Consider the following 12,653-nt stretch of genomic DNA (forward strand, 5'->3'; position numbering starts at 1 on the left):
TCACCACCGCGCAACCCCACGGCAATCAGGAACCGTCACGATCGGTTCATGACGGAGCCGGCACACCACCGCATGTCACCCCCACAACCCCCCATACCCCCACGGCCCCCCGCCCCGGCCGCGCGGGAGTTACGGGACGACGAGGAGCCGTTCCCCTTCGACACCACGGGGCAGCTCCTCGCCCGGATCACCGAGCGACTCGGTCACCAGCTCAGCCATGTGGCACGGGACGGAACCCGCAGAAACACCTGCGGCCACACGCCCACCTGCCCAGGTCCCGCTCCCGCGCCCACTTCCGCGCCCACTTCCGCGCCCACCTCCGGTCCCGCTCCCACGAGCCCCGGGGCGAGCGGTGCTCACCCTTCGAGCACGGCCTTCATGACGCTCTTCGCGATCGGAGCGCCGAGCCTGCCGCCGGAGATGTCCGCACGGGAGATGTCCATGTCCGTGGGGTCGATGAAGACCGCGACCGCGACGGAGGCGTCGCCCTTCTGGCCGTAGGAGACGAACCAGCCGTACGGCACCTCCTTGCTGACGTCGACCCCGCGCTGCGCGGTGCCGGTCTTCCCGCCGACCGTGACGCCGTCGATCAGCGCCCGCTTCGCGCTGCCCTCCTCGGCGGTGAACTCCATCATCTCCCGCACCTGTTCGGCGGTGTCCTCGGAGACGGCCTGGCTCTTCAGCGCGGGCTCGTGCTTCTCCAGGGTGGAGAGATCGGGGCCGCGCAGTTCGTCCACGATGTAGGGCTGCATCAGCTTGCCGCCGTTGGCGAGGGCCGCGGTCACCATGGCCATCTGCATCGGGGTGCTGGTGAGACTGCCCTGGCCCATGCCCGTCAGCGCGGTCCCCGGCCGGTCCAGCTTCTCGGGGTAGAGGCTCTTCGTGGCCAGCATGTCCCCGAAGTCCTCGGAGTAGACATCGGAGTTGAACCCGAACTTCTCCGCCGTCTCGCGCATCTTGTCCGCGCCGACCTTGGCCGCCGCGTCGAGGAAGACGTTGTTGCAGGAGTACTGCATGGCGGTCTTCAGCGAGGCCCTGTCGCACACCTCGTCGCCCGCCTCACTGCTGATCTTGTTGCTGGAGAGCGGCAGGGGATACGGGGAGACGGCGTCGGAAGGGGCGTCGATGTCCGTGATGACCCCGTGCTCCAGGGCCGCGGCGGCCGTCAGGATCTTGAAGGTGGAGCCGGGCGGATAGGTCTCCCGCAGCGCGCGGTTGGCCATCGGCTTGCTCTTGTCGGCGTCGAGCGCCTTGAACTTGTCGCCCTCCTTGAACGACAGCCCCGCGAAGACGGAAGGATCGTAGGAGGGCGTGGAGACGAGCGAGAGGACCTTGCCGGTCCGCGGATCGAGGGCGACGACCGCGCCCCGGGCGCCGAGGTCGGTCAGTCCCTTGTAGGCGGCCTTCTGCGCCTTCGCGTCGATGGTGGTGATCACATCACCGCCGCGTGGCTTCTCGCCGGTGAGGACGTCCAGGGCGCGCCCGAAGGCGAACCGGTCGTCCTGTCCGCTCAGCACCTCGTCGTACGTCTTCTCCAGCAGGGACATGCCCTGGGCCTGCGAGGCGTAGCCGGTGACGGGGGCGTACAGCGGCCCCTCGGCGAAGGTCCGCCGGTACGCGAACTCCGCGTCCGTGACCTCCCGCGAGCCGGTGACCGGCCGGTCTCCCACGATGATGTCCCCGCGCGGCTGCGAGAACTGGGCGATCTTCACCCGGCGGTTGTTCTCGTGGTTGGCGAGACTGTCGCTCTGGACGAACTGAAGCCAGTTGGCCCTCACCAGTAGGGCCAGTACGAGCACCCCGCAGAAGATGGCGATACGCCTCAGCGGCTTGTTCATCGAGCTCTCTCTCCTCTCCCACGCACCCGCGCGGTCGTCTCCACGCATGCGCACGTGGTCACACATTCGATCTTCCTGGTAAAGATGCGACGAATCGCCCAGCGGTTCCGGCGAGTCTCACGACGCCGTCCCGGAGACGCGCCGGGAGACGCGCCGCGGGACGGATCGCGGGACGCGCCGCGGGACGGATCGCGGGACGGACCGGGAGCCATGCCGGGAATCCGCGCCCGTCACCCGCGCCGGTTACCTTCGGTGCATGACAGGCACCACCGGCACCACCACACCGCACCCGGAACCAGCACGAGGCTACGACGACGCGGCCACCGAGCGCTGGGCACCCGAACCCGACAAGCGTCCGGGCCGCACCGCGTTCCAGCGCGACCGCGCGCGCGTACTGCACTCCTCCGCGCTGCGCAGGCTCGCGGGCAAGACCCAGGTGGTGACCCCCGGATCCCGTGGCCAGGAGTGGGACGCCAGCCCCCGAACCCGGCTGACCCACTCCCTGGAGTGCGCCCAGGTCGGCCGTGAGCTGGGCGCGGCCCTCGGCTGCGACCCGGATCTCGTCGAGGCCGCGTGTCTCTCCCACGACATGGGCCACCCGCCCTTCGGCCACAACGGCGAGCAGGCGCTCAACGACGTCGCCGCCGACTGCGGCGGCTTCGAGGGCAACGCCCAGTCGCTGAGGCTGCTGACCCGTATCGAGCCGAAACGTTTCGTACGGTCCGAGGCGGTGGCCCCGGGCGCACACGCGTCGGTGGCCGACGGCGTCGGCACCGGAGCCCGGACCGGCGGCCCGTCCAACGGCGGCCTGGTCAGTGTCGGTCTCAACCTCACCCGGGCCGCCCTGGACGCCGCCACCAAATACCCCTGGCCGCGCGGCGCACACCCCACCGAGCCCGGCTCGGTGAAATTCGGTGTGTACGAGGACGATCTGCCGGTCTTCACCTGGGCCCGCAAGGGCGCGCCGGCGGACCGCATCTGCTTCGAGGCGCAGGTCATGGACTGGTCCGACGATGTGGCCTACTGCGTCCACGACGTCGAGGACGGGCTGCACGCGGGCCATGTCGACCCCGCCGCGCTCACCTCCGCGTCCGAACGGAGCGCGATCTGGGAGGTGGCCATCGGCCGCTACGTACCGGCCGGCACGGACCCGGGGGAGTTGTCGGCCGCCCTCGACCGGCTGATGGCGCAGGAGTGGTGGCCGCACGCCTATGACGGTTCCGCCGTCGCGCAGTCCCGGCTGAAGGACGCCACCAGCCAGCTCATCGGCCGGTTCTGCGAAGCCGCCGAGGGCGCCACGCGCCGGGCGTACGGTACGGGACCGCTCACCCGGTACGCCGCCGAACTGGTCGTCCCCCGCGAGGCCCGGTACGAGTGCGCGGTCCTCAAGGCCGTCGCCGACCGCTATGTGATGCAGCGCGCCGAACAGGAGGTGCTCCGCGCCGACCAGCGGATCATCCTCGCCGAGCTGGCGGACGCGCTCACGGTCCGCGCCCCCGAGGGGCTGGATCCGCAGTTCCGCGCGCTGTTCGACACGGCCCGGGACGACCGGGCGCGCAAACGCGTCATCGTCGACCAGATCGCGTCGCTCACCGACGCGGCGGCCCTTTCCCTGCACGCGGGGCTCACCGGCCGCCGCTCGGCATCGCTCTGACGCACTGAGCCCTGGTCCCGCTGAGCCCTGGTCCCGCTGAGCCCTGGTCCCGCTGAGCCCTGGTCCCGCTGAGCCCTGGTCCCGCCGAGCCCTGACACCGCCCAGCCCTGACACCATTGCGCGATCACCGCGCACACGTGCGGCCCGCGCGGACCCATGGGTGGTCCAATGAGTGGTGCTCCGATGAAGGTGGTGCAATGAATGGGTGACATGCGCCCCTCATGCCTCACGGCTCCTGATCATCGGTTGCACGAGAGTAGCCGGATCACAGCAGTGAGACATGCCCGTGGAGCGCTCCCTCTTTCGCCATCACGCTCCGTGCGGGACGCTCGCAGATGGCGGCAGCGCGAAGAGGAGGCATCAAGTGGTCGACGCACATCGGACATTTGTCATCGTCGGTGGTGGACTCGCCGGGGCCAAGGCGGCTGAAACCCTGCGCGCGGAAGGGTTCACCGGCCGGGTGATCCTCATTGGTGACGAGCGCGACCATCCTTATGAACGCCCGCCGTTGTCCAAGGGCTATCTGACCGGTTCCGAGGAGCGGGACAGCGTCTTCGTGCACGAGCCCGCCTGGTACGCCCAGGCCCAGGTGGAGCTGCATCTCGGCCAGACCGTCACCTCCATCGACCGGGACACCCGGTGCGTACATCTCGGCGACGGCGCCTCCGTACGGTACGACAAGCTGCTGCTGGCCACCGGCGCGGAACCGCGCCGCCTCGACATCCCCGGCACGGACCTGGCGGGCGTCCACCACCTGCGCCGCCTCGCGCACTCCGACCGGCTGCGCCAGGTCCTCGCCGCCCTCGGCCGCGACAACGGTCATCTGGTGATCGCGGGCGCGGGCTGGATCGGTCTGGAGGTCGCGGCGGCGGCCCGTGGCTACGGCGCCGAGGTCACCGTCATCGAGCCCGAGGAGACCCCGCTCCTGCGGGTCATCGGCCCCGAGCTGGGCCAGCTCTTCACCGACCTTCACCGGGAACACGGCGTACGGTTCCACTTCGGTGTCCGGCTCACCGAGATCACCGGACAGGACGGCATGGTCCTCTCGGCCCGTACGGACGACGGCGAGGAACACCCCGCCCACGATGTGCTCGCCGCGATCGGTGCCGCCCCGCGCACGGCTCTCGCCGAAGCCGCCGGTCTCACTCTCGCCGACCGCGCGGACGGCGGCGGCATCGCCGTGGACACCGCGCTGCGCACCTCCGACCCCGATATCTTCGCGGCCGGGGACGTGGCCTCCTTCCCGGTCTCCGGCCGGGGCGCGCTCACCACCGACCGGGTACGTGTCGAGCACTGGGCCAACGCCCTCAACGGCGGCCCGGCCGCCGCCCGCGCCATGCTCGGCAAGGACGTCGTCTACGACCGCGTCCCCTACTTCTTCTCCGATCAGTACGACCTCGGCCTGGAGTACTCCGGCTGGGCCCCGCCCGGCTCGTACGACCAGGTGGTGGTGCGGGGCGACGCCGGAAAGAGGGAGTTCTGCGCGTTCTGGCTGAAGGACCGCAGGGTGCTCGCCGGGATGAACGTCAACGTGTGGGACGTCACCGAGGACATCCAGCGCCTCATCCGTTCCGGCGCCCGGCAGGACCTGGACGCCCTCGCGGATCCGGGTGTCCCGCTCGGCTCGCTGAGCACCGACCCCGCCTGAGCACCGACCCCGCCTGAGCACCGCCCCTGCAAGAGCAGCGCCCCGGAGTGCTGCCCCCGCCTGGACACCGCGCCCGAGCACCGACCCCGCGAGCGCATCCGGCCAGGTCCCGACGGACGCGGTGGCCCCGGCCGCGTACCGGACGGTCCGTGGGTGTCAGTACGTCCCCGTAGAATTCACGCGTGGCCGGCAGGATCAACGATGACGACGTGAAGGCGGTTCGGGACGCGGTCCCGATCGACGCCGTCGTGTCCGACTACCTTCAGCTGCGCAGCGCGGGCGGTGGCAACCTCAAGGGTCTCTGCCCGTTCCACGACGAGAAGTCCCCGTCCTTCCAGGTCAGTCCGAGCAAGGGTCTCTTCCACTGCTTCGGCTGCCAGGAGGGCGGGGACACCATCGCCTTCGTGATGAAGATCGACCATCTCTCCTTCTCCGAGACGGTCGAGCGGCTCGCCGCCAAGGCGGGCATCACCCTCCGCTACGAAGAGGGCGGGTACAACCCTGCGAGCCAGCGCGGCGAGCGCACCCGCCTGGTCGAGGCGCACAAGATCGCCGCCGAGTTCTATGTCGAGCAGCTCTCGGGACCCGAGGCGGAGACCGGCCGGAAGTTCCTCGCCGAGCGTGGTTTCGACCAGGCCGCGGCCGAGCATTTCGGCGTCGGTTACAGCCCCGTCGGCTGGGACCACCTCACCCGCTTTCTCCGCGGCAAGGGCTTCACCGACAAGGAGCTGCTGCTCTCGGGCCTCTCCCAGGACGGCCGCCGCGGCCCCATCGACCGCTTCCGCGGCCGGCTGATGTGGCCCATCCGCGACATCTCGGGCGAGGTCGTCGGCTTCGGCGCGCGCAAGCTGCGCGAGGACGACAACGGTCCGAAGTACCTCAACACCCCCGAGACGTCGATCTACAAGAAGTCCCAGGTGCTGTACGGCGTCGACCTGGCCAAGAAGGACATCGCCAAGGCCAGCCGCGCCGTGGTCGTCGAGGGATACACCGATGTGATGGCATGCCATGTGGCTGGTGTCGCCAATGCGGTCGCTACTTGTGGCACCGCGTTTGGCGGCGATCACGTCAAGATTTTGCGACGCCTGTTGATGGATAACTCACGTTCGAAGGTGATCTTCACCTTCGATGGGGATGCTGCTGGCCAGAGGGCCGCGTTGCGAGCTTTCGAGGATGATCAGAAGTTTGCCGCACGCACAAACATCGCCATCAGCCCGGGTGGCATGGATCCGTGTGAGCTGCGCCTTGCTCAAGGTGATGAGGCCGTCCGAGCGATGATTGATGGCAGCACGCCACTATTCGAGTTCGCGCTCCGCTCCATTGTCGACCGGCATGACGTTGAGACCCCTGAGGGCCAGGCGGCGGCGTTGGAAGAGGCTGCCCCGGTCGTGGCGCACATCAAAGACGAGTCCATTCGGCACAAGTACGCTGTGATGTTGTCTGGCCTGCTGGGCTATGTGACCGACAATCAATTCGTGGTGCAACGCATCGCTCGGCTGACCCGGCGGCGACGCAATCAAGTCGGGAACGAGGCGGGGCGAACCGTGGCACAACCCACTCCACAGTCGTACTCCGAGTCTCCCTCTGCAGGTTCATCCGGCCCGCCCCTCAACCTCCGCAGCCCCGCCCACCGCACCGAGCGCGAGCTGCTGAAGCTCGCCCTCCAGCGGCCCGAGCTGGTCTCCCCGGCCTTCGACGCCTACGGCGAGGACGAGTTCACGGCCCCGCCGTACGCCGCCGTACGCCGCGCCATAGAAGACGCGGGCGGCGCCGAGCAGGGCCTGGAGTCCGCCCCCGAGTATCTGGCCAGGGTCCGCGACGCCGCGCCGAACGACGCGGTGCGCGCCATGGTCACCGAGCTGGCGGTGGAGGTCTTCCACGGCAAGACGATCGACGAGGTCTACGCGGGCCAGCAGCTCGTCCAGGTCAGACTGCGCGCCGTCGACCGCCGCGTCCGCGATGTGACCGGCACGCTCACCCGGCTGGGCACGCAGTCCGATCCGGACCATTACGCGGCCGTCCAGAGGGAACTGTGGGTGCTTCAGCAGTACGGCCAGTCCCTGCGCAACGACGGCGCGGCCGCCCTGTAGAGGGCCTCCCGGGCTCCGCGCGGTAACGGCGCGGTTACGTACAGGGCGCAAAAAGTCACCGCACGCCCCTCGTGGCAGCGATATGTCGTACCCCACACTGGGGTCGGTGCCTGAGTTCACCGGAGCGCGGCCGGCCTACCGACGGTGGGCGTCTCATCCCCGCGGATCCGCTCATCGTGTACGGGACGGAAGGCGGCCCGGCCGTCCTCGTCCCGCTGCCGTACGCCCCCGCCCCGAACCGGCAGCGATCACCTGGAGGTCGCCCCCCGTGCAGACCCAGACCCAGACCCTCGCCGAGACGTTAGCCGCGCCTCCCCCAGCGCCTTCCTCAGCGCCTCCGCCGGCGTCCGCGCCCCCGGCCGGCCTCGCGCCCGCCGTCCCCTCGCAGAGCCGCGCGGCGCACCACCCCGAGACGGCCGTACCCGCGGCGGAGGCGGGGGCGGAGGCGAGACCTCCCGGGACCACGGCCGCGGAAGAGCCGCTCACCGAGCATCCCGTGGAGGTACCCCTCGTGCCCGAGCCCACGGGCCGGCCGGGCAGCCGTGCCGACACCGGTGGCCCCTCCTCCGATCTCTTCCGCCAGTATCTGCGGGAGATCGGGCGGATACCGCTGCTCACCGCCTTCGACGAAGTGGACCTCGCCCGCCGGGTCGAAGCCGGCCTCTTCGCCGAGGAGAAGCTGAGCACCACCCCCGATCTGGACTCCCAGCTGGCGCTGGACCTCGACCGGCTGGTCGTGCTGGGCCGGATGGCCAAACGCCGCCTCATCGAGGCGAATCTGCGGCTGGTCGTCTCCGTCGCCAAGCGCTATGTCGGCCGCGGATTGACCATGCTCGATCTCGTCCAGGAGGGAAACCTCGGCCTGATCAGGGCAGTCGAGAAGTTCGACTACGCCCGCGGCTACAAGTTCTCGACGTACGCGACCTGGTGGATCCGCCAGGCGATGTCCCGGGCGCTCGCCGACCAGGCGCGCACCATCCGCGTCCCGGTCCATGTGGTCGAGCTGATCAACCGCGTCGTACGCGTCCAGCGCAGACTGCTCCAGGAGCGCGGCTACGAGCCGACCCCCGAAGAGGTGGGCGCCCAGCTGGAGCTGGCCCCCGACCGGGTCAGGGAGGTGCTGAGGCTCTCCCTGGAGCCGGTCTCCCTGCACGCCCCGGTGGGGGAGGAGGAAGATGTCGCGCTCGGCGATCTGATCGAGGACGGCGACGCCGCGTCCCCCGTCGAATCGGCGGCCTTCCTGCTGCTGCGCCAGCACCTGGACGCCGTGCTCTCCACCCTCGGCGAGCGTGAGCGCAAGGTCATCCAGCTGCGGTACGGACTGGCCGACGGCCGGCCCCGCACCCTGGAGGAGATCGGCCGGCTCTTCGGCGTGACCCGCGAGCGCATACGCCAGATCGAGTCCAAGACGCTCGGCAAACTCCGTGACCACGCCTACGCCGACCAGCTCCGCGGCTACCTGGACTGAGCCGCGGGCGACGAGCCCGGTTCCCCGCGCGCCGAGAGCCGAAACGGGCGCCGCGCCCGTACCCACCCGAAGGCGGAAACGGACGCGGTGCCCGTGACGCGGAACGCATGACGCGGAACGCATGACGCGGAACGCATGACGCCGAACGCATGACGCGAAAGGCATCACGCGGAACGCAGGACGTTCGACGCATGCCCAGGACCCACCGGCCGCGCCGGTCAGTCCACTTCGGCGACCGCCTGCGCGAACTGGGCCGCGTACAGCCGCGCGTACGCGCCCTCGGCCGCCAGCAGCTCGTCGTGCGAGCCCTGTTCGACGATCGCGCCGTTCTCCATCACCAGGATCACGTCCGCGTCCCGGATCGTGGAGAGCCGGTGCGCGATCACGAAGCTCGTACGGCCGTGGGCCAGCCGCGCCATCGCCTTCTGGATCAGCACCTCGGTCCGGGTGTCCACCGAACTGGTCGCCTCGTCCAGCACCAGGATCACCGGATCGGACAGGAACGCCCGCGCGATGGTGATCAGTTGCTTCTCACCGGCGCTGACCCCCGACCCTTCGTCGTCGATCACGGTGTCGTACCCATCGGGGAGCGTACGGACGAACCGGTCGGCGTGGGCCGCCCGCGCCGCCTCCTCGATCTCCTCCCGGGTGACCTCGCGCGACGCGCCGTACGCGATGTTGTCCGCGATCGTGCCGCCGAAGAGCCAGGTGTCCTGGAGGACCATGCCTATCCCGGACCGCAGTTCCGCACGGGACATCCGCGCCACGTCCGTGCCGTCCAGCGTGATCCGGCCGCCCGTGACCTCGTAGAACCGCATCAGCAGATTGACCAGTGTGGTCTTGCCCGCGCCCGTCGGTCCGACGATCGCGACCGTCTGCCCCGGCTCCACCGAGAGCGACAGATCGTCGATCAGCGGCTTGTCGGGCTCGTACCGGAACGACACATGCTCCAGCGCGACCCGGCCCCGCCGCTCGTGCAGCCGTTCCACCGCGGGCGCGTCGGCCTCCTGCTCCTCCGCGTCCAGCAGTTCGAAGATCCGCTCGGCGGAGGCGACACCCGACTGGACCAGGTTGGCCATCGACGCGACCTGCGTCAGCGGCATCGAGAACTGCCGCGAGTACTGGATGAACGCCTGCACATCACCGATCGACAGCGTCCCCGAGGCGACCCGCAGCCCGCCGACGACCGCCACCAGCACATAGTTCAGGTTGGAGACGAAGAGCATCAGCGGCTGCATGATCCCGCTGTTGAACTGCGCCTTGAAACCCGCCTCGTAGAGCTGGTCGTTCTGCTCGCGGAACGCCTCGGCCGACTCGTCCTGCCGCCCGAAGACCTTCACCAGGGCGTGCCCGGTGTACATCTCCTCGATATGCGCGTTCAGCGCGCCGGTGACCTTCCACTGCTGGACGAACTGCGGCTGCGACCGCTTGCCGACCTTCGCCGCCACCAGCACCGACAGCGGCACCGTCACCAGCGCGACCAGCGCCAGCAGCGGCGAGATCCAGAACATCATCACCAGCACACCGATGATCGTCAGCAGGGAGTTGATCAACTGCCCCATCGTCTGCTGCATGGTCTGCGAGATGTTGTCGATGTCGTTCGTCGCCCGGCTCAGCACCTCACCGCGCGGCTGCTGGTCGAAGTACGACAGCGGCAGCCGCGACAGCTTCGCCTGGATCTCCTCCCGCATCCGGTACACCGTCTGGTTGATGACCCGGATGGAGAGCCGCGTCGACACCAGCATCAGCAGCCCGGCGGCGACATAGACCACCAGGACGATCAGCAGGACCTCGCCCACGGCCCCGAAGTCGATGCCCTGGCCCGGGGTGAAGTCCACCCCGGAGAGGAGATCGGCCGCTCCGTTGTCGCCCCTGGCCCGCAGCCCCTCGATGGTCTCCGCCTTGGAGACACCGCCCTGGGTCTGCCGGCCGATGACCCCCGCGAAGATGAGGTCCGTCGCCTGTCCGAGGATCTTCGGACCCACGACCGACAGCGCGACGCTCACCACCCCGGCGGCGAGCATCCACCAGAGGGTGGTCCGCTCCACGGTCAGCAGCCTCAGCAGCCGCTTGCCCGAGCCCTTGAAGTCCATGGACCGCTGCGTGGGGCCCGCCATCATCATGCGTCCGCCAGGACCGCTCATCAGGCAGCCTCCGCCTCGGTCAGCTGGGAGAGCACGATCTCCCGGTATGTCTCGTTCTCCGCCATCAGTTCGTGATGGCGGCCCGACCCCACGATCCGGCCCTCGTCGAGCACCACTATGCGGTCGGCGTCACGGATGGTGGAGACCCGCTGGGCGACGATCACGACGGTCGCCTCCGCGGTCTCCCGCGCCAGCGCGCCGCGCAGCGCCGCGTCCGTGGCGTAGTCCAGCGCCGAGAACGAGTCGTCGAACAGATAGATCTCCGGCCGCTGGACCAGCGTCCGCGCGATCGCGAGCCGCTGCCGCTGCCCGCCGGAGACATTGGTACCGCCCTGCGCGATCGGCGCGTTCAGCCCGCCCTCCAGGGCGGCGACGAACTCCCTGGCCTGGGCGACCCCCAGCGCGTGCCACAGCTCCTCGTCGGTCGCGTCCGGATTGCCGTACCGCAGATTCGTCGCCACCGTCCCGGAGAACAGATACGGCTTCTGCGGTACGAGACTCACGGTCTTGGCCAGCAGCACCGGATCCAGCTCGCGCACGTCCTGCCCGTCGACGAGCACCTCCCCGCCGGTCGCGTCGAACAGCCGCGGTACGAGCCCGAGCAGCGTCGACTTCCCGCTGCCCGTCGACCCGATGACCGCGGTCGTCTCACCGGGCCGCGCCACCAGCGACACCTCGCGCAGGACGGGCTCCTCGGCACCGGGGAAGCGGAACTCCGCGCCCCGCACCTCCAGATGCCCGTGCCGGCGCAGCTCCCGTACCGGGTTCCGCGGCGGCACGACGCTCGAACGGGTGTCGAGCACCTCTTCTATTCGCTCGGCACACACTTCGGCGCGCGGCACCATCATGAACATGAAGGTGGCCATCATCACGGCCATCACGATCTGCATCAGATACGCGAGGAACGCGGTCAGCGCGCCGATCTCCATCCCGCCGCTGTCGATCCGGTGCGCGCCGAACCAGACGACGGCGATCGACGACAGGTTCACGACCGTCATCACGGTCGGGAACATCAGCGCCATGAGCCGGCCGGTCGACAGCGCGACATCGGTCAGCTCGGTGTTGGCGCCCCGGAAGCGCTCCTTCTCGTAGTCGTCCCGTACGAAGGCCCTGATCACGCGGTTGCCGGTGATCTGCTCGCGCAGCACCCGGTTCACCGTGTCCAGCCGGGTCTGCATCGTACGGAACAGCGGCCGCATCTTCCTGACGATGAGGCTCACGGATATCCCGAGCAGCGGTACGACGGCCAGCAGCACCGACGACAGCGGGATGTCCTGGCCGAGCGCCAGCACGATGCCACCGACGCACATGATCGGCGCGGACACCATCAGCGTGAACGACATCAGGACCAGCATCTGGACCTGCTGGACGTCATTGGTGGTGCGGGTGATCAGCGAGGGTGCGCCGAAGTGACCCACCTCACGGGCGGAGAAGCTCTGCACCCGTCCGAAAATGGCGGCCCGCACATCCCGGCCGAGGGCGGAGGCGGTCCGCGCGCCGTAGTACACGGCGCCGATGTTGCAGATCACCTGGACGACACTGACGGCGATCATGATGCCGCCGAACTCCAGGATGTAGCCCGAGTCCCCCTTCACGACACCGTTGTCGATGATGTCGGCGTTGAGGGTGGGCAGGTAGAGGGTGGCGCATGTCTGCAACAGCTGGAGCGCCACCAGCAGGGCTATCGGTCTCTTGTACGGGGCGAGATGGGCTCGCAGAAGTCTCAGCAGCACGCGCAGTCTCTCGGGGTCGGCTCGGGGTGAAGATCGCGAGAACGGGGATCAGCCCCCATTTTGCGGTACCGGCCCCGC

At 69.4% G+C, this 12,653-nt stretch carries 6 protein-coding genes and 1 pseudogene; 4 read left to right on the plus strand and 3 right to left on the minus strand.

Features of this window, described 5'->3' with window-relative positions; all coding sequences use genetic code 11:
* Positions 1 to 356: 356 nt before the first annotated feature.
* Positions 357 to 1,838, minus strand: a complete 1,482-nt coding sequence (locus tag ACIOGX_RS07520) for a penicillin-binding protein 2 (protein ID WP_356506623.1) — start codon at positions 1,836 to 1,838, stop codon at positions 357 to 359.
* A gap of 256 nt (positions 1,839 to 2,094) precedes the next feature.
* On the opposite strand from ACIOGX_RS07520, the gene ACIOGX_RS07525 reads away from it, so the two are divergent.
* The 4 genes and pseudogenes from ACIOGX_RS07525 to ACIOGX_RS07540 form a co-directional block, all read left to right on the plus strand.
* Positions 2,095 to 3,492: a deoxyguanosinetriphosphate triphosphohydrolase gene (locus tag ACIOGX_RS07525; RefSeq protein ID WP_401911083.1), complete on the plus strand. Its 1,398-nt coding sequence runs from the start codon at positions 2,095 to 2,097 to the stop codon at positions 3,490 to 3,492.
* Positions 3,493 to 3,856: 364 nt separating this feature from the next.
* Entirely contained in the window at positions 3,857 to 5,140 is a 1,284-nt protein-coding gene (locus tag ACIOGX_RS07530; protein ID WP_401911086.1) for an NAD(P)/FAD-dependent oxidoreductase, read from the plus strand.
* Positions 5,141 to 5,322: 182 nt separating this feature from the next.
* Positions 5,323 to 7,230 (plus strand): DNA primase, encoded by a 1,908-nt coding sequence (gene dnaG / locus ACIOGX_RS07535; protein ID WP_401911089.1) that lies wholly within the window; start codon positions 5,323 to 5,325, stop codon positions 7,228 to 7,230.
* Positions 7,231 to 7,597: 367 nt separating this feature from the next.
* Positions 7,598 to 8,698 (plus strand): annotated as a pseudogene (locus ACIOGX_RS07540) (RNA polymerase sigma factor); the annotation flags it as partial.
* 218 nt (positions 8,699 to 8,916) lie between these two features.
* Here the strand turns inward: ACIOGX_RS07540 and ACIOGX_RS07545 are convergent.
* A complete protein-coding gene (locus ACIOGX_RS07545; protein WP_356506631.1) occupies positions 8,917 to 10,842 on the minus strand; it encodes an ABC transporter ATP-binding protein in 1,926 nt (641 codons plus the stop codon).
* The gene (locus ACIOGX_RS07550) at positions 10,842 to 12,575 is read right to left on the minus strand and encodes an ABC transporter ATP-binding protein (RefSeq protein WP_356506633.1); all 1,734 of its coding nucleotides are present in this window, start codon (positions 12,573 to 12,575) and stop codon (positions 10,842 to 10,844) included. The genes ACIOGX_RS07545 and ACIOGX_RS07550 overlap by 1 nt, the downstream gene beginning before the upstream one ends.
* Between the last annotated feature and the right edge of the window lie 78 nt (positions 12,576 to 12,653).

This window comes from Streptomyces sp. NPDC088147 (genome assembly GCF_044741565.1).
In the GTDB taxonomy this organism is placed as follows: Bacteria; Actinomycetota; Actinomycetes; order Streptomycetales; family Streptomycetaceae; genus Streptomyces.